The 16,993-nt window shown below is 75.2% G+C and carries 17 protein-coding genes; 9 read left to right on the top strand and 8 right to left on the bottom strand.

What is annotated here, in order from left to right; translation table 11 throughout:
• Positions 1–11: 11 nt before the first annotated feature.
• Complete coding sequence (mtrA, locus tag ACPXCB_RS08775; RefSeq protein ID WP_120733217.1) at positions 12–701, bottom strand: MtrAB system response regulator MtrA; 690 nt, start codon at positions 699–701, stop codon at positions 12–14.
• A gap of 198 nt (positions 702–899) precedes the next feature.
• Here mtrA and ACPXCB_RS08780 point away from each other — a divergent pair, with 198 nt between their 5' ends.
• The 5 genes from ACPXCB_RS08780 to ACPXCB_RS08800 are packed head-to-tail and all read left to right on the top strand — an operon-like array spanning position 900 to position 6,127.
• Positions 900–1,742, top strand: a complete 843-nt coding sequence (locus tag ACPXCB_RS08780) for a hypothetical protein (RefSeq protein ID WP_425873836.1) — start codon at positions 900–902, stop codon at positions 1,740–1,742.
• Entirely contained in the window at positions 1,739–2,305 is a 567-nt protein-coding gene (locus ACPXCB_RS08785; protein WP_425873838.1) for a DUF4129 domain-containing protein, read from the top strand. The genes ACPXCB_RS08780 and ACPXCB_RS08785 overlap by 4 nt, the downstream gene beginning before the upstream one ends.
• On the top strand, positions 2,302–3,831 hold the full coding sequence (locus tag ACPXCB_RS08790; RefSeq protein ID WP_425873840.1) for a DUF4350 domain-containing protein: 1,530 nt from the start codon (positions 2,302–2,304) through the stop codon (positions 3,829–3,831). Before ACPXCB_RS08785 ends, ACPXCB_RS08790 begins: the two co-directional genes overlap by 4 nt.
• Positions 3,828–4,820: an AAA family ATPase gene (locus tag ACPXCB_RS08795; RefSeq protein ID WP_425873842.1), complete on the top strand. Its 993-nt coding sequence runs from the start codon at positions 3,828–3,830 to the stop codon at positions 4,818–4,820. Before ACPXCB_RS08790 ends, ACPXCB_RS08795 begins: the two co-directional genes overlap by 4 nt.
• Entirely contained in the window at positions 4,817–6,127 is a 1,311-nt protein-coding gene (locus tag ACPXCB_RS08800) for a DUF58 domain-containing protein (RefSeq protein WP_425873844.1), read from the top strand. Before ACPXCB_RS08795 ends, ACPXCB_RS08800 begins: the two co-directional genes overlap by 4 nt.
• Positions 6,128–6,172: 45 nt before the next feature.
• On the opposite strand, the gene ACPXCB_RS08805 is transcribed toward ACPXCB_RS08800, so the two are convergent.
• Positions 6,173–7,171 (bottom strand): stage II sporulation protein M, encoded by a 999-nt coding sequence (locus ACPXCB_RS08805; protein WP_425873846.1) that lies wholly within the window; start codon positions 7,169–7,171, stop codon positions 6,173–6,175.
• A 33-nt stretch (positions 7,172–7,204) separates the two neighbouring features.
• Here ACPXCB_RS08805 and ACPXCB_RS08810 point away from each other — a divergent pair, with 33 nt between their 5' ends.
• The 4 genes from ACPXCB_RS08810 to ACPXCB_RS08825 all read left to right on the top strand — a co-directional run bounded on the left by ACPXCB_RS08810 (position 7,205) and on the right by ACPXCB_RS08825 (position 9,954).
• On the top strand, positions 7,205–8,365 hold the full coding sequence (locus ACPXCB_RS08810) for an RDD family protein (protein WP_425873848.1): 1,161 nt from the start codon (positions 7,205–7,207) through the stop codon (positions 8,363–8,365).
• 118 nt (positions 8,366–8,483) lie between these two features.
• Positions 8,484–8,930, top strand: a complete 447-nt coding sequence (locus tag ACPXCB_RS08815) for a hypothetical protein (RefSeq protein ID WP_425873850.1) — start codon at positions 8,484–8,486, stop codon at positions 8,928–8,930.
• On the top strand, positions 8,927–9,799 hold the full coding sequence (locus ACPXCB_RS08820) for a tetratricopeptide repeat protein (protein ID WP_425873852.1): 873 nt from the start codon (positions 8,927–8,929) through the stop codon (positions 9,797–9,799). Before ACPXCB_RS08815 ends, ACPXCB_RS08820 begins: the two co-directional genes overlap by 4 nt.
• Positions 9,787–9,954, top strand: coding sequence for a hypothetical protein (locus ACPXCB_RS08825; protein WP_425873854.1), 168 nt, complete (start codon positions 9,787–9,789; stop codon positions 9,952–9,954). The genes ACPXCB_RS08820 and ACPXCB_RS08825 overlap by 13 nt, the downstream gene beginning before the upstream one ends.
• A 130-nt stretch (positions 9,955–10,084) precedes the next feature.
• Here the strand turns inward: ACPXCB_RS08825 and ahcY are convergent, their stop codons facing one another.
• The 6 genes from ahcY to ACPXCB_RS08855 form a co-directional block, all read right to left on the bottom strand.
• Positions 10,085–11,584: an adenosylhomocysteinase gene (ahcY, locus tag ACPXCB_RS08830; RefSeq protein ID WP_425873856.1), complete on the bottom strand. Its 1,500-nt coding sequence runs from the start codon at positions 11,582–11,584 to the stop codon at positions 10,085–10,087.
• 321 nt (positions 11,585–11,905) lie between these two features.
• Positions 11,906–13,069, bottom strand: a complete 1,164-nt coding sequence (manA, locus tag ACPXCB_RS08835) for a mannose-6-phosphate isomerase, class I (RefSeq protein ID WP_425873858.1) — start codon at positions 13,067–13,069, stop codon at positions 11,906–11,908.
• A 3-nt stretch (positions 13,070–13,072) separates the two neighbouring features.
• A complete protein-coding gene (locus ACPXCB_RS08840; protein WP_425873860.1) occupies positions 13,073–14,059 on the bottom strand; it encodes a cation diffusion facilitator family transporter in 987 nt (328 codons plus the stop codon).
• 76 nt (positions 14,060–14,135) lie between these two features.
• Positions 14,136–15,332: an SIS domain-containing protein gene (locus tag ACPXCB_RS08845; RefSeq protein WP_311414196.1), complete on the bottom strand. Its 1,197-nt coding sequence runs from the start codon at positions 15,330–15,332 to the stop codon at positions 14,136–14,138.
• On the bottom strand, positions 15,329–15,511 hold the full coding sequence (locus ACPXCB_RS08850) for a Trm112 family protein (RefSeq protein ID WP_121396478.1): 183 nt from the start codon (positions 15,509–15,511) through the stop codon (positions 15,329–15,331). The genes ACPXCB_RS08845 and ACPXCB_RS08850 overlap by 4 nt, the downstream gene beginning before the upstream one ends.
• 62 nt (positions 15,512–15,573) lie before the next feature.
• Positions 15,574–16,956, bottom strand: a complete 1,383-nt coding sequence (locus tag ACPXCB_RS08855; RefSeq protein ID WP_425873862.1) for a phosphomannomutase/phosphoglucomutase — start codon at positions 16,954–16,956, stop codon at positions 15,574–15,576.
• Positions 16,957–16,993: the final 37 nt, after the last annotated feature.

Consider the following 16,993-nt stretch of genomic DNA (forward strand, 5'->3'; position numbering starts at 1 on the left):
GTGTGACCAGGCTATCCGGTGCCCGCCTTGTAGCCCACGCCCCGCACGGTGAGGATGATTTCCGGCCGCTCCGGATCCGGTTCGATCTTGGCCCGCAGCCGCTGCACGTGCACGTTGACCAGCCGCGTGTCCGCCGCGTGCCGGTAGCCCCAGACCTGCTCCAGCAGCACCTCGCGGGTGAAGACCTGGCGCGGCTTGCGGGCGAGCGCGACCAGCAGGTCGAACTCCAGCGGCGTCAGCTTCACCTCCTCGCCGTTGCGGCTGACGGTGTGCGCCGGCACGTCGATGGTGATCTGGTTGTCGGGTGGCCCGATGGTCAGCATCTCCGGGGCGACGTCCTCGCCCCGGCGCAGCCGCGCCCGCATCCGGGCGACCAGCTCCTTGGGCTTGAACGGCTTGACCACGTAGTCGTCGGCCCCGGACTCGAGGCCGAGCACCACGTCGACGGTGTCGCTCTTGGCGGTCAGCATGACGATCGGCACGCCCGACTCGGTCCGGATCGACCGCGCCACGTCGATGCCGCTCATGCCGGGGAGCATGAGGTCGAGCAGGACGATGTCGGGGCGGTTCTCGCGGAACGCGGCCAGCGCCCGCTCCCCGTCGGCGACGAAGGAGGGCAGGAAGCCCTCGCTGCGCAGGACGATGCCGAGCATCTCGGCGAGCGCGGGGTCGTCGTCGACCACCAGTACCCGGGCTCTCATGGGGTTAATGTTTCCATCCCCTTCAGTAGGTGGGATCCCCGTCACCCGGCACGGTACTGCCGTGGGACGTCGCCGCGCAGCAACGGGTGCCCGGCGTCGCCGCCCCGACGTGCGGGTCCACCCGATCGGAACGGGCGTGTCACCATGATCCCCGCGTGCGCCGTCACGCGCCACCGCCGCCCGTCCCCAGGAGTACGCGTGCCCGACGCCGGCCCGACCGCCGTGCTCCCGCGCCGCCCCCTCACGGTCGGCGAACTGCTGGACTCCGCGGTCCTGCTGCTGCGCGGTCAGGCCCGGGTGCTGGTGCCGGTCGCCCTCGTACTGGCCGTGGCCGAACAGCTCCTGCTGCACCCGTTGCGGCTCGCCGCCGGCACGGCGCCACCCGCCTGGCTGCCGGAGTTCGGGCGGTTCGGCGCGTACTGGCTGCTGCTGGCGGTGGGGGCGGCGACCGAGGCGGTGATCGTCCTGCTGCTCGGAAATCCGGCCGCCCGGGCCGCCGGGGCCGCCCTGTTCGGCCGCGCGCCGGGCCCCCGGGAACTGCTCCGCCCGGCCGGCGCGCGCTGGGGCGCCACCGCGCTGCTCGCCGTGCTCGTCGGCGTGGTGATGTGCGGGGTGGCGCTGTTCGGGCCGGTGTGGATCGTCGGGTTCGCCCTGCTCGGCGCCGTGGCGCCAGCGCTGGTCGTCGACCGGGTGCATCCGCTGCGGGCCCCGCTGCGCGCCGCCGCCCTGGCCGTCCGCGGCGCCGGCCGGGCCGGCTGGATCCGGCTGCTCGGCTACCTCGTGTGGTGGATCGTGCGAGTCGGTCTCGGCGTCGGCGTCTACGTCGGGTTGGACTCGTTCGACCTCGTCGACCGCGCCTGGGCCGGGTGGCTGTCGCTGGCCGTCTGGGCGGGCGTGAACAGCGTCGCCTACCCGGCCCTGGCCTGCCTGGACGCGGTGCTGCACCTGGAGACCCGGATGCGTACCGAGGGGCTGGACATCCGGCTCTCCCGGGCCCGGCCGGGCACGCCGGAGACCGTCCTGCTGGCGGCCGGGCGATGAGCTTCAGCCGGTGGTGGACCGAGACGACGGCGGCGCTCGGCGACCGGGTGCCGCTGCCCCTGGTCGCCCTGCTGCTGGTGCTCGCCGCGGTGCTGGTCGCGGTCGGCTGGTACACGTTCCCGGCCTGGGTCCCCCGGCGGCTGCCCCGGCTGCGTCGACGCCGCCGGAAGACCGCGCCACCGGACGCCCCGCCGCCGGTCGTCCCCGCCCCCCGCGAGCCCGAACTGCCGGCCGCCGCGTACGTCTCCCTCGCGGACCGGTTCGCCGCCGAGGGCCGGTACGCCGAAGCCGTCCGGGAGCGGCTGCGCGCGATGGTCCGGGAGCTGGCCGCCCGGCGCGTGGTGCAGCCGCAGCCCGGCATGACCGTCGCCGAGCTGGTGCGGGCCGCGACGGACACCCGGCCCCAGGTGGGCCCGCCGCTGGGCGCCGCCGGCGCGATCTTCTCCGAGCTCTGGTACGGCCAGCGCCCCGCCTCCGTCGAGCACGACCACCGGATGCGGGAGCACGCCGCCGACCTGGACCGGCTGCTGACCGGGCGACCCGAGGACGGGCCACGACCATGAGCGCACAGGCCACCGACGTACCACCGGCGCCACGCGCGGACGTCGCCCCCCGGCGACGGCGCCGCCGGCACCGGCTGCTGATCCCACTGGGCCTGGCCGCGGCGCTGCTGGCCACCACCCTGATCACCCACGCGGTCGACCAGCCCGACCCCGGCGACCAGGGATTCCTCTCGCCGGTCGCGACCGGGGACGACGGCGGCAGTCGGCTCGCCGACGCGCTGCGCGGGCAGGGCGTCACCGTGCAGCGGGAGACGGACACGCTGCGCGCCCTGCTGGCCGCCCGCGGCGGGGCGGCCACGCTCTTCGTACCCGCGCCGGCGCTGCTGCACCCGGACACGGTCGGCGCGTTGGACGCGCTGCCCTCGACCACCAGGCTGGTGCTGGTGGACCCGTCGCGACGGGTGCTGGAGGCGGTCAGGCTGCTGCCGGTGGAACCGGCCGACCGCCGGTGGGCCGCGCAGGCGGTGGGGCCGGACGCGCGGGGCCTGCCCTGCCCCCTGCCCGAGTTGCGCCAGCTCGGGCGGGTGGCGGTCGGGCTGCAACGCTACGCGCTCGCCCCGGGCGCGTCGGCGCCCGTCGGGTTCTGCTTCGCCGACGGGCTCGCCCTGCTGCCCCGGGTCCCCGAGAGCACCGTGGCGGTGGGCGCCAGCGATCCGTTCCGCAACGACCGGATCAACGAGTGGGACAACCGGGCGTTCGCCACCGCGCTGCTCGGCGAGCCAGGCCGGGTGGTGTGGCTCGACCTGGACGGCCCCGAGCCTCCGCCGGTCTTCGGCGACGGCAGCAGCGGCAGCCCGGCCTGGTCGCCGACGCCGGGCGGCTCCACCGGGTACGGCGGCCCGGGCACCGGCACCGGCGACGGCACCGGCGACGGACGGCCCGGCGGCCCGGCGGACCCGGGCGGGGAGACTGACGACGACAGCGAGGGCCGGGCCGAGGACCGGGCCGACAGGCCCGACCCGCCGAACCCGCTCTGGTCCGCCTTCCCCGCCTGGCTGTGGGCGTTGCTGGCCCAGCTCGCCGTCGCCGCCCTGCTGGCCGCGCTCTGGCGGGCCCGCCGGCTCGGCCCGCCGGCGGTGGAGCCGCTGCCGGTCACGGTCCGCTCGGCGGAGACGGTGCTCGGCCGGGCGCGGCTCTACGAGAAGGCGGGTGCCCGGGATGCGGCCGCGCGGACGCTGCGGAGCGCCGCCCTGGACCGTCTGACGCCCCGGCTGCACCTGCCGCCGACCGCGCCGCCGGCCGACGTGGCCGCCGCGGTCGCCGCCCGCACCGGCGACGACCCCCGGTGGACCGACGAGGTGCTGCACGGCGCCGCGCCCGAGACCGACCAGGACCTGCTGGACCTGGCCCGCGCGCTGGACCGGCTGACCCGCGCCGCCGCCGAAGCGCCGCCACCGGCCGCCGACGGGCCGCCGCCCACACCCGCCGCACCGCCCGCAGTCGGGCCGCCCACACCCGCCGCGCCGCCCGCGGCGGGGCCGCCCCCGCCCGCCGCACCGCACCGAGCCGAAGGAGACCCCCGGTGACCCGACCCGCCGGTACCGCCGAGCCGCCGACCATCGACCCCGTCGACCCCCGCGCCGCCCTGCACCGGCTGCGCGCCGAGGTCGCCAAGGCGGTCGTCGGGCAGGACGCGGTCGTCACCGGCCTGGTCATCGCCCTGCTCTGCCGCGGGCACGTGCTGCTGGAGGGCGTGCCGGGCGTGGCCAAGACCCTGCTGATCCGCACCGTGGCCGCCGCCCTCGACCTGGGGTCCAAGCGGGTGCAGTTCACCCCGGACCTGATGCCGGGCGACGTCACCGGCTCGCTGATCTTCGACCCGCGCTCCGCCGCCTTCACCTTCCGCGAGGGGCCGGTCTTCACCAACCTGCTGCTCGCCGACGAGATCAACCGGACGCCGCCGAAGACCCAGTCGGCGCTGCTGGAGGTGATGGAGGAGCGGCAGGTCTCGGTGGAGGGCGAACGGCGGCCGCTGCCCGACCCGTTCATCGTCGCCGCCACCCAGAACCCGATCGAGTACGAGGGCACCTACCCGCTGCCGGAGGCGCAGCTCGACCGGTTCCTGCTCAAGCTCACCGTGCCGCTGCCCAACCGGGACGAGGAGCTGGGCGTGCTCCGCGCGCACCACGCCGGCTTCGACCCGCGCGACCTGACCGCTGCCGGCGTACGACCGGTGGCCGACGCGGCCGACCTGGCGGCGGCCCGGGCGGCGGTCGGCCGGGTGCACGTGGCCGAGCCGCTCTTCGGCTACGTCGTCGACCTCTGCCGGGCCACCCGCAACACCCCCGCGCTGGAGCTGGGCGCCTCGCCCCGGGGCGCCACCGCGCTGCTCAACACGGCCAAGGCGTGGGCCTGGCTGGCCGGCCGCGACCACGTCGTACCGGACGACGTGAAGGCGGTCGCCCGGCCGACGCTGCGGCACCGGCTGCGGCTGCGCCCCGAGGTGGAGCTGGAGGGCGTCGGCGTGGACCAGGTGCTGGACACGGTGCTCGCCACCGTGCCGACGCCGCGATGACCTGGCGGGCGGCGCTCCTGCTGGCGGTCGGCGCGCTGACCCTGCCGGCCTGGCCGTCGCCGTTCGCCGGGCTGCTGGTGATGACCGGGGCGGTGCTGCTGCTGGTGCTGCTCGACCGGGCGCTGGCCGCGCCGCCGGGCGCGCTCACGGCCGCCCGGCAGGGGGACCGCGCGGTCCGACTCGGCGGCACCGCCACCGTCGCGCTGCTGCTGCACAACCCCTCCGGCCGTACGCTGCGGGCCAGGGTCCGCGACGCCTGGGTGCCCTCCGCCGGCGCCCGCCCCGACGTGCCCCCGGCGACGCTGGTGCGCGTCGACCCGGGCGGAACGGTGGCGCTGCCCAGCCGGCTGACCCCGCTGCGGCGGGGCGACCGGCCGGCGGTGGCGCTGACCGTGCGCTCGTTCGGGCCGCTGGGGCTCGGGTTCCGGCAGCGCTCCGGGCGGCCGGCCACCCCACCGTGGACGCTGCGCGTGCTGCCCCGTTTCGACTCCCGCCGGCACCTGCCGGAGAAGCTGTCCCGGCTGCGGGTCATCGACGGCACCCAGGTGAGCCGGGGGCGGGGCCAGGGCACCGAGTTCGACACCCTCCGCGAGTACGTGGTCGGCGACGACGTGCGCTCGATCGACTGGCGGGCGAGCGCGCGCCGCGCCGACGTGCTGGTGCGCACGTGGCGGCCGGAGCGGGACCGCCGGCTGCTGTGTGTGCTGGACACCGGGCGTACGTCGGCGGTGCGGGTCGGCGACGAACCCCGGCTGGACACCGCGATCGACGCCGCGCTGCTGCTCACCGCCCTCGCCGCCCGCGCTGGCGACCGGGTCGACCTGCTCGCGGCCGACGCGGCGGTGCGGGCCACGGTGACCGGCACCGGCGGGCCGGCCCTGCTTCCCCGGGTGGTGCACGCCCTCGCCCCGCTCCAGCCGACGCTGGTGGAGACGGACTTCGACCTGATCGCGGGCGAGCTGCTGCGCCGGCAGCGCCAGCGCAGCCTGGTGGTGCTCTTCACCGCGTTGGAGGCCGGCGCCCTCGGCGAGGGGCTGCTGCCGGTGCTCCCCCGGCTGGCCGCCCGGCACAAGGTGGTGATCGCGGCGACGCACGACCCGGTGCTGACCGCCCTCACCACCACCGTCCCGCAGCGCCCGGCGGACGCCTACGCCGCAGCAGCGGCCTGGCGCGCCCTGACCGAACGCGACCGGGTGCGGGTGGCTCTGGCCCGCCAAGGCGTGACGGTGGTGGACGCCCCGGCCGGCCGCCTGGCCCCCACCCTGGCCGACACCTACCTCCGCCTCAAGGCCCTCGGCCACCTCTGACCGGCTGGGCCGGCACCCCACCGCCAGCCCTCGTTGATCATGAAGTTATTGCCCGTCCGCCCGGCGTGTCACGGCAACAACTTCATGATCAACGGGATCTGGGTGGGTGGCGCGGCGACCGAGGAGCACCACGTACGCCAGGAAGGCGAGCCAGACGGCGGCGCCCACGGCCACGCGGAGCGGAATGGGCACGGGCGCGGGGGTCACGAACGCCTCGATGACGGCGGAGACCGCGAAGAGCCCCACCAGCCCGACGGCGACCAGCACGCCCTCGCGTCCCGCCCGGGCCACCGACTGCCCCCGGGTGAGCTGCGTGGGCGGCGCGATCCACGCCCACCCGATGCGCAGGCCCACCCCGGCGGCCACGAAGACGCCGGTGAGTTCCAGCAGCCCGTGCGGGGTGATCAGGCCGAAGAAGACGTCCGCGCGGCCGTAGGCGACCATCACCCCGCCGACCACGCCGATGTTGAGCGCGTTCTGCCAGAGCAGGTAGAGCACCGGGACGATGAGGACCCCGGCGGCGAGGCACTGGGCGGCGAGCCAGGCGTTGTGCGTCCACAGGTGGAACGCGAACGTCGGCGCGGAGAACTCGGTGTAGTAGCCGGCGAAGCCGGACTCGACCAGGTCCGCGGCCGCCGCCTCGCCGATGAAGGCCGCCGCCGTCTGCGGGTTGCCCGCGACGAACCAGATGAGGAAGAGGCTGAGCAGGCTGAACCCGGTCGCCACCCCGCACCACCAGGGCCAGGCGCGGTAGACCGCGGCGGGGAAGCCGGCCACGAAGAACCGCCCGACCGCCGCCCACGACGGGCGCGGGCGCCCGGTGAGCCGGGCCCGGGCGCGCAGCACCACCTGGGAGAGCTGGCTGACCAGCGCCGGATCGGGTGAGCGGCTGCGCAGCACCGACAGCTGGGTGGTCGCCCGCTGGTAGAGGGCGACCAGCTCGTCGACCTCGGCGGCGTCGAGCCGGCCGCGCTTGGAGAGTTCCTCCAGCCGTCGCCACTGCCCGCCGTGTTCCGCGACGTACGCGTCGAGATCCACCGTCACCCCCGTCCGGCGATCATAGTGTTCACTGTCGGGGTGAGAGCACAACCTCGACCCGCCCCGTGGGGTGACGCCGGGCTGGTCAGCGGGGAGGCCGTGGAGCTGGACGTCCGGGCCGCCCGGATCGGTTCCCGGGTGCTCGCGCTGCTGCTCGACGTCCTGGCGCAGGCGGCCCTCATGCTCGTGCTGTCCATGAGCGTCGGCGTCGCGCTGCTCAACCTGCCGGAGGGGCTGGTCGACGGCGCCCTGGCCGGCGGGATCGCCACGGTGGGCCTGATCCTGGTGCTGGTCGGCTACCCGGTGCTGTGCGAGCGGTTCAACCACGGCCGCACGCTGGGCAAGATGGCGGTCGGGCTGCGCGTGGTCAGCGCCGACGGCGCTCCGGTCGCGGCGCGGCAGTCGCTGATCCGGGCGCTGGTCGGTGTGGCCGTGGAGTGGCCCGGCCTGGTGCTGCCGCTGTTGAGCTGGGTGGCCGGGGTGACGGTGATGGTGACCGACCGGCGCGGGCGTCGACTGGGCGACCTGGTGGCGGGCACGCTGGTCGTGCACACCCGCACGGCGACCGCCTGGCGGCCCGTCCCCACGGCGGTCCCCGCGCTGGCCGGCTGGGCGGGCGCGGTGGACCTGAGCCGGCTCGACGACGGCCTGGCGTTGGCCGCCCGCCAGTACCTGGCCCGGGTGCACCAGCTGGCGGAGCCGGCGCGGGCACGGTTGGGGCACGGGTTGTGGACCGAGGTCTCGGCGGTGATCACGCCGCCCCCGCCTCCGGGCATGCCCGAGTCGGTCTACCTGGCCGCGGTCCTCGGCGAGCGGCACCGGCGGGCGAGGTACCGGCTGAGGCTCGGCCGGTCGGCCGCCGCGACGCTCTGGCCGGAGCTGACGCTCCACCCGCCCGCGCCATCCCGCGCGACCCCGTCCACCGCCGGGCCCGCAGGCGTCGCCACGTCTGAAGGCACCGCCGGGCCGGACCTGACCGCCGGGCCCGCAGGCGCCGCCGGACCCGCAGGCACCGCCGGGCCAACGGGCACCGTCGGGCCAACGGGCGCCGCCGGGCCAGCGGGCGCCGTGCCGCCCGGCACGGTCCGTCCGGCGGTGCCCGTCGGGGCGCCGGCCGCCGTGCCGATCCAGCCCGTTCCCGGGGTACGGCCGGCGGTCGCCCCGGCGGGCGGCGTGCCCGTGCCCGACGCCGGCACCTGACCGGCGGGCGGGGGCCGCGCACACGTCGCGACCTGGAATCCACTCCGTCCAGGAGCGCCGTCGGTCACCCGGCTGTGGCAGTATCCGGCTCGCTCGCCCCTACCGAGACGGGAACATCGTGGCCGACGATCTGTTCACCCCCACCATCGCGCCGGCGGCGTACGAGACGCGACGCCGGCCGTGGCGACCGCAGTCGCTGATCTTCCCCGCCGTCTTCGCCGGTCCGCTGGCCGCCACCGTGCTCGCCCTGGTCAACGGGCACCGGCTGGGCCTGCCCCGGCGGACGAACCTGATGGTGCTCGGCGTCGGGCTGGCCGCGCTGACGGCCCGGCTGGCGCTCACGCTCGCATTCCTCGACGACTGGGGGGACCGTCCCGTCCGGCTGATCGCGGCGCTGGCCGGCGCCGGGGTCTGGCTCGCCGCCTCCACCACGCAGAAACGTCCGTTCCGGGCCTACGAGCTGCGTGGCGACGAGCCGGCGTCGCTGTGGCTGCCCGGCCTCGGGGCGGTGCTCCTGTTCGGCGTCGTCGAGGCGCTGCTGTTCCTGCTGGTGGCCGCCGTATGACCGCCCCTGAAGCCCAGCTCGCCCGGGTGGCACACCTGCTCGAGCTGAACCGCGCGGAGCAGGCCCTCGACGAGGTCGACCGGCTCCCGGCCGCCCTGGCCCTCAGCCCGGCGGCGTTCCGGCTGCGGGCGTACGCGCTGACCGCGCTGAGCCGCTGGGACGATTTGGCCGCCGTCGCCCGTCGAGGGCTCGCCGAGGCCGGCCCGGACCCCGAACTGCTCGGCCGGCTCGGCGTCGCGCTGCGCCACCGCCGCGAGTACCCCGCCGCCGAGCGGGCACTGCTCGACGCGCTCGCCCTCGAGCCGGAGGACCCGTGGCTGCTGTGCCAGTACGCGCACCTCTGCTCGGCCGTGGGGCAGCTCGACAAGGCGGAACGCCTGGTCGCCCGGGCCGCCGCGATCAGCCCGCAGGAGCCGGCCGTCTTCGCGTGCCGCGTACAGCTCGCGTACGCCCGGGGGGACGACCGGGAGGCCGACCGGATCGCCGGGGAGTTCCTCGGGGCGTGGCCGGACAATCCGGCGGCGCTCGCCCTGCACGGCGCCACCTCGGCCCGGCGTGGCCGGCTGGGCACCGCGCGCCGCGCGTTCGGCCAGGCGGTGGCGCACGACCCGACCGACGCCGACTACGCCGAGGCGGCTTGGGAGGCGCAGGTGCACGCGCACCCGCTGCTGCTGCCGCTGCGCCCGCTGCACCGGCTGGGGACCTTCCGCACCTGGCTGCTCGCGGTCGGCGTCATCGTGCTGCTGAACGTCGCCGGCCTGGACGTGCTCGCCGGCCTGTTCGCCGTGACCTGGATGCTCTTCTGCGTCTGGTCGTGGATCGCTCCGCCGCTGGTCCGCCGGATGGTGCTCGGCCGGTGGCGGTCGTGAGGGCGTTCGGGCCGTGGCTGGCCGTCCTCGCCCTGGTGCTGCTGCTCGACGCGCTGCGGCTGCACGCGCTGGCCGCCGTGGTCTCGGTGGCGTGGCTCGTCTGGTGCGTGTGGAGCTGGGTCCGCCCCGCCCGTCGCCGCTCCCGTCGGGACTGACCGCCCGGCGGCAGGCGACCGCCCGCGCTGACGCCGGCCGGCTCGACCCGTGGCGGCGCGCCCGCCCCGGAAACGCCGACCGGGCCGGCCGCTCGGGAGGGAGCGGTCGGCCCGGTCGGCGCGGTCGGTGTCAGTACCGGTAGTGCTCCGGCTTGAACGGGCCCTCCACGGAGATGCCGAGGTAGGACGCCTGCTCCTTGGTCAGGGTGCTCAGCTTGGCGCCGAGCGCCTCCAGGTGCAGCCGGGCGACCTTCTCGTCGAGGTGCTTGGGCAGCACGTAGACGCCGATCGGGTATTCCTCGGTCTTGGTGAACAGCTCGATCTGGGCGATCGTCTGGTTGGCGAACGAGTTCGACATCACGAAGCTCGGGTGGCCGGTGGCGTTGCCCAGGTTGAGCAGGCGGCCCTCCGACAGCACGATGATGGCGTGCCCGTCGGCGAACTTCCAGAGGTCGACCTGCGGCTTGATGTTGACCCGCTCGACGTCGGAACGCTTCGCCAGGCCGGCCATGTCGATCTCGTTGTCGAAGTGGCCGATGTTGCCGACGATGGCCTGGTGCTTCATCCGGGCCATGTGCTCGTTGGTGATGACGTCGAAGCAGCCGGTGGCGGTGATGAAGATGTCGGCCTGCTCGACCACGTCGTCCAGGGTGGCGACCTGGTAGCCGTCCATCGCGGCCTGGAGCGCGCAGATCGGGTCGACCTCGGTCACCACGACCCGGGCGCCCTGGCCGCGCAGCGACTCGGCGCAGCCCTTGCCGACGTCGCCGTAGCCGAGCACGACCGCCATCTTGCCGCCGATCAGCACGTCGGTGGCCCGGTTGATGCCGTCGATCAGCGAGTGGCGGCAGCCGTACTTGTTGTCGAACTTGCTCTTCGTCACCGAGTCGTTGACGTTGATGGCGGGGAAGAGCAGGGTGCCGGCGCGGTGCATCTCGTAGAGCCGGTGCACGCCGGTGGTGGTCTCCTCGGTCACGCCCTTGATGCCGGCGGCGATCCGGGTCCACCGCTGGTTGTCCTCGGCGAGCGAGCGGTGCAGCACGCCGAGGATGACCGCGTACTCCTCGGAGTCGGCGGACTCGACCGGCGGCACGGCGCCGGCCTTCTCGAACTCGGCGCCCTTGTGCACCAGCAGGGTGGCGTCGCCGCCGTCGTCGAGGATCATGTTCGGGCCCTGCCCGTCGGGCCAGGCGAGCACCTGCTCGGTGCACCACCAGTACTCCTCCAGGCTCTCGCCCTTCCAGGCGTAGACCGGGACGCCGGCCGGGGCCTCGGGGGTGCCCTCGGCGCCGACGACGATCGCGGCGGCGGCGTGGTCCTGGGTGGAGAAGATGTTGCAGGACGCCCAGCGGACCTGCGCGCCGAGCGCGACCAGGGTCTCGATGAGCACGGCGGTCTGGATGGTCATGTGCAGCGACCCGGTGATCCGGGCACCGGCGAGCGGCTGGGCGTCGGCGAACTCACGACGGATCGCCATCAGGCCGGGCATCTCGTGCTCGGCGAGCTGGATCTCCTTACGCCCGAACTCGGCGAGCGACAGATCCGCCACCTTGTAGTCGCCCTCGGCGAGAGTGCTCGGCCGGGCCTCGGACGGCGTGCCGCTGGCGGACGCCGGGAGGGTGCTGGTCATGAAATCTCCTGTCGGACGATGTGCTGCGCGACCATTCACCTTACGCGCGCGAGCCGCCGACGGGAGGACCGGTCGGGTGAAGTGAGCACGAAGACATCAGCGGACAGCGCACGGGGCGGTCGGTCGTGAACGTGTCCCGTCCATCGGCCGCCCGCCCCGTGCATCCCCCCGGTTTGGTTCCCCGCGCGTTCTCGGACCTTCGTCGCGATAACGCTGCGTACTCATAGAGTCACACCCAGCCAAGGCAGAGTCAAGCTATTCCGGGAAAGTCGGACTTGCGTCGTAGCCCCACGCCCACCTGCCCGCCCGCCAACCCGCCTGTCAGCGCAGGCCGCAGCTCGCGACGTACGCCTCCCCCGCGCCGCCCAGGCGCAGCGGCCCGGCAGCGGCGCTTCCGACGGCCGCCCGTCCGGGCGCCAGCGTCACCGCGCCGGCCCCGTCGTCGACCGAGACCTCGCCGGAGCGGCAGAGCACCACCCGGGGCCCGGGCACCTCGACCGACACCGCCGGCAGTCCCGCCTCCACCGTCACCCGGTGCAGCGCGAAGTCCTCCACCGGCACCGGCCACGTGACCACGCCCGGGGCGACCTCCAGCGGCGGCACCACCGGGTCGCGCAGCACCTCGAAGCGCAGTACCCGCAGCAGCTCCTCGACGTCCACCCGCTTCGGCGTCAGCCCGCCGCGCAGCACGTTGTCGCTGGCCGCCATGATCTCCACGCCGGTGCCGCGCAGGTAGGCGTGCAGGTTGCCCGCCGGCATCCAGATCGCCTCGCCGGGGGCCAGCCGCACCCGGTTGAGCAGCATCGCCACCAGCACCCCGGGGTCGCCCGGGTAGGCGGCGGCCAGGTCCCGGGCCAGCTCCGCGTCCGGCCCCGCGTCCGGCGCCGACGCCACGGCCGACACCAGCGCGTCGCGCCCGTCGGCGGGCCAGGTCAGCAGCAGTCGTACGGCGTCACGCAGGCCCGCCGGCCCGGTCAGCAGCGCCGCCAGCACCGGCTCCAGCGCGGGTACGCCGAAGCCGGCCAGCGCCGCCGCCGAGACCGCCGGGTCCCGGAAACCGCAGAGCGCCTCCATCGGCGAGAGCGCGACCAACAGCTCCGGCTTGTGGTACGGATCGACGTAGTTGCGTTGCCCGTCGGGGCGGGCGGCGTCGGCGGCGTGCCCGGCGCGTGCCTGCTCGGCGTCCGGGTGCGCCTGGAGGCTCAGCGGGGCGTCGGCGGCGAGCACCTTGAGCAGGAACGGCAGCCGGGTGCCGAACCGGCCGACCAGCCGCTCGCCGAGCCAGTGGTGCGGCTCGGCGAGCAGCAGGTCGGTCAGGCTCACCCGGTCGCCGTCGCGGTCGACCAGGGCCGGGCCGCCCGGGTGGGCGCCCAGCCACAGTTCGGCCTCCGGGCCGTCGCTCGGCGCCGGCCGCCCCTGCAACTCGGCGATCGCCGAGCGGGACCCCCAGGCGTAGTCGCGGATCGGTCCGTGCAGCATTTCCACCGGTCAGCTCCCGGGCCGCCCCGCGACCTCACCCGGCTCGGAGGGCGACGCGCTCCCGGCCCCCGCCCGCGCGGCGGGGGCGCGGTAGATGTCCGGCTCCAGGTAGATCACCCGGGCGGTCGGCACGGCGGCGCGGATCCGCCCCTCGACGGTGTTGATGCTCTGCGCCAACACCTCCGCGGTGACGCCGGCCGGCACGGCGACCTTGGCCGCCACCATCAGCTCCTCGGGGCCGAGGTAGAGCGTCTTCATGTGGATGATCCGCTCGAACTCGGGGCCGTCGGTGACCGACTTCTCCAGCGCGGCGACGTCGTGCGCCTCGGCGCCCTCACCGAGCAGCAGGCTCTTGGTCTCGATGGCCAGGATGATCGCGATGACCACCAGCAGCACACCGATCATCGCGGTGCCCACCGCGTCCCACCGGCCGTTGCCGGTGATCAGCGTCATGCCCACGCCGAAGAGCGCGAAGACCAGACCGACCAGCGCGCCCAGGTCCTCCAGCAGCACCACCGGCAGTTCGGGGGCCTTGGCGCGCCGGACGAACTTCACCCACGACTGGTTGCCCCGGACGAGGTTGGACTCGACGATCGCGGTACGGAAGGAGAACGTCTCCATGATGATCGCCGCCACCAGCACCACGACCGGCACCCAGTGCCACGAGGTGATGCCCTCCTTGTGCGACCACTTGTGGTACGCCTCGTAGAGGGCGAACAGGCCACCGACGCTGAACAGCACGATGGAGACGATGAACGCGTAGATGTAGCGCTCCCGGCCGTAGCCGAACGGGTGCTGAGGGGTGGCCGCGCGCTTGGCCCGGCGCCCGCCGAGCAGCAGCAGGGCCTGGTTGCCGGAGTCGGCGACCGAGTGGATCGACTCGGCCAGCATCGACGACGACCCGGTCAGCAGGAACGCGACGAACTTGGTGACGGCGATGCCGGCGTTGGCCAGCAGGGCGGCGACGATCGCCTTCGTACCTCCGTTGGCGCTCACGCCGTCGCCCCGTCGTGTCGCGCGGCACCGCCGGGCATCGGCGCGACGCGCCGCTCGACCCGTTCCCTGCTATCGCTCACTGGTTTGCCAGCTCCTTCATTTCGGTGATGGCCGGCACGGCCATCGGGTCCAGTCCGTGTGCCAGGGCGAGGTAGATCGAGGCGAAGTCCGGCACGGCGACCAGCGAGGCGAGCCGCTCCAGCGCGGAGCCGCCCTCGGCGGTCACCACGTCGCAGCGCACGCCGCGCCGTTCGGCGAGGGTCTGCACGGCGTCCGCGCGGCGCTCCTCGACGTCGAGGGGCTCGTCGGCGTCGTCCTCCGGGTTCAGCCCGCCGTCGCGCAGCAGCACCAACCGCAGCCGGGTGCCCGACGGCGCCTCCGCGTCGGGATCGGCGAAGATGTCGCGCTCCCCCTCGGCCAGACCGCCGAACACGCCGTCGAGCAGGCCGACCCGACCGCGCCCCGCCTCGCCGAGCGCCCCGCTGACCACGGGGTAGCGGGCGTTGGCGGACAGGGTGTCGCCGAACCGGCGGGCCGCGACCGTGGCCAGCGGCGACGAGCCCCAGACGATCGGCACCGAGCCGGCGAGGCCCAGGGCCAGCGACTTCGCGGGGTTGACGAAGGACTCGGCCGTCGGGCGGCAGCGGTCGGCGTCCGCGTCCAACCGGGCCGCGGTCTCCGCCAGATCCGCCTCGTTGACCTTCACGAGCCCGAGCGTACGGGCGGCGAGCAGGACCGGCACGGTGAGCGCCCAGAGGCTGGCCCGGGCCGGGGCGCGCCGGGGCACCGGGATGAACGGCGCCCGGGCCCGCTCGGCCACGGACTGCAACTGCGAGTCGGGCGCGCCGACGGCGACCAGCCGGGCGCCCCGCCGGTGCGCGGCCTCGGCGGCGCCCAGCGCCTCGGGGCTGCGACCGGACGCGCTGACGGCGATGACCACGTCGGCGGCGCCCACCCAGCCGGGCACGCCGGCGCTGCGGTGCGGGATGACCGGCACCGGGCAGCGCGGCCCGGCGACGGTGGCCAGCACGTCGCCGGTACGCCCGGCGGTGCCGATGCCGGCGATGACGACCGCCCGGGGGCGGCCCTCGTCGGCGAGCACCTGGAGGTTGGCCTCGGCGGCCAGCGCGGCCGTCTCGCGGACCTGCGCCCCGGCGGAGGCGGTGTGCCGCAGCATGCCGCCCGGGTCGTGCTCGGCCAGCGCGGCCGGGTCGTCGAGCAGTGCCTCGTCGGGCTCGCGCCGGCCGCTGACCCCGGCCGTGCCGTCGATCACGACTGCTCCGAGGGGCCGCGCGCCTCGTCCAGCAGCAGCACCGGCACGTCGTCGCGGACCTCGAAGATCCGGCCGCACTCGGTGCAGGTCAGCGTCTGCGCCTGCGCGTCGTAGTCGAGCGGGGCGTGATGCGTGTCCGGACAGGCGAGGATTTCCAGCAACTGCGGGTCCAGGGCCACGGCGCGGCTCCTTCCACGTATGCGGTCTCACCGATCGACGGTGCCGACCGGCGCAGGCGATCTTATCGGCGAACGCGGTCGAGCACCTCGTCACGGAGGGCGGTCATCCGCTCCCGCGTCGGGGCCTCGACGTTGAGCCGCAGCAGCGGCTCGGTGTTGGAGGCGCGCAGATTGAACCACGCGCCGTCCGGGAAGCGCAGGGTCAGCCCGTCCATCTCGTCGACGTCGGCCTGCGGGTACGCGGCCCGCACCTCGGCCACCTTGGCGGCCTGGTCGGCCACCGTCGAGTTGATCTCGCCCGAGGCCACGTACCGCTCGTACTCGCTGGCCAACACGGACAGCGGCAGCGACTGCTCGCCCAGGGCGGCCAGGGTGTGCAGCGCGGCGAGCATGCCGGTGTCGGCGAACCAGAAGTCGCGGAAGTAGTAGTGGGCGGAGTGCTCGCCGCCGAAGATCGCGTTCGTCCGGGCCATCTCCGCCTTGATGAAGGAGTGCCCGACCCGGGCGACGACCGGCTCGCCGCCGTGCTCGCGGATGATCTCCGGCACCGCCCGGGAGGTGATCAGGCCGTGGATCACCGTCGAGCCGGGGTGCTTGGCCAGCTCGCGGGCCGCCACCAGGGCCGTGACCGCCGACGGCGAGACCGGCTCGCCGCGCTCGTCGACCACGAAGCAGCGGTCGGCGTCGCCGTCGAACGCCAGGCCGATCTCGGCGCCGTGCTCGATCACCGCGCGCTGGAGGTCGACCAGGTTGGCCGGGTCCAGCGGGTTGGCCTCGTGGTTGGGAAAGGTGCCGTCGAGTTCGAAGTAGAGCGGCACGATCTCCAGCGGCAAGGCCGGCAGGACGGCGTCGCCGAGCACGGCCGGGACGGTGTAGCCGGCCATGCCGTTGCCGGCGTCGACGACCACCTTCAGCGGACGGATTCCCGAGAGGTCGACCAGCTGCCGCAGGTACGCCGCGTAGTCGGCCAGCAGGTCGCGGCGCTCGGCCGGCGCGGCCGGCGTGCCGGTCGGGCGCTCGCCCTTGTCCAGCAGGGCCTGCGCCCGCTCGCGGATCTCGGCCAGCCCGCTGTCCTGCCCGATCGGGCGTGCCCCGGAGCGGCACATCTTGATGCCGTTGTACTGCGCCGGGTTGTGGCTGGCGGTGAACATCGCGCCGGGCAGCCCCAGCGCGCCGGAGGCGTAGTAGAGCATGTCGGTGGAGGCGAGGCCCAGCTCGACGACCGCGCGCCCCTCGGCGCGCACGCCGGCGGCGAAGGCGGCGGTCAGAGCGGGACCGGTGGCGCGCATGTCGTGCGCGACGAGCACCGCCCCGTCCCGCTCGCCGAAGCCGTCCAGCACCTGCGCGAAGGCCGTGCCGAGGGCCTCGGCGGCCTGCTCGTCCCACTGGTCCGGCACCGTCCCACGGACGTCGTAGGCCTTCACGATCTGGGACAGATCAGACACCGGTCTCGCTCCTCGCGCCGCAGGTCCTCAACGGCCT

The organism is Micromonospora sp. DT62 (assembly GCF_049847285.1).
Classification (GTDB): Bacteria; Actinomycetota; Actinomycetes; order Mycobacteriales; family Micromonosporaceae; genus Micromonospora; species Micromonospora reichwaldensis.

Bases quoted from the DNA above. Each gene is read 5' to 3' on its own strand.
- ACPXCB_RS08820 (WP_425873852.1), top strand. From the start codon at position 8,927: ATGACCGCCCCTGAAGCCCAGCTCGCCCGGGTGGCACACCTGCTCGAG.
- ACPXCB_RS08785 (WP_425873838.1), top strand. From the start codon at position 1,739: ATGAGCTTCAGCCGGTGGTGGACCGAGACGACGGCGGCGCTCGGCGAC.
- ACPXCB_RS08800 (WP_425873844.1), top strand. From the start codon at position 4,817: ATGACCTGGCGGGCGGCGCTCCTGCTGGCGGTCGGCGCGCTGACCCTG.
- ahcY (WP_425873856.1), bottom strand. From the start codon at position 11,584: ATGACCAGCACCCTCCCGGCGTCCGCCAGCGGCACGCCGTCCGAGGCC.
- ACPXCB_RS08790 (WP_425873840.1), top strand. From the start codon at position 2,302: ATGAGCGCACAGGCCACCGACGTACCACCGGCGCCACGCGCGGACGTC.
- mtrA (WP_120733217.1), bottom strand. From the start codon at position 701: ATGAGAGCCCGGGTACTGGTGGTCGACGACGACCCCGCGCTCGCCGAG.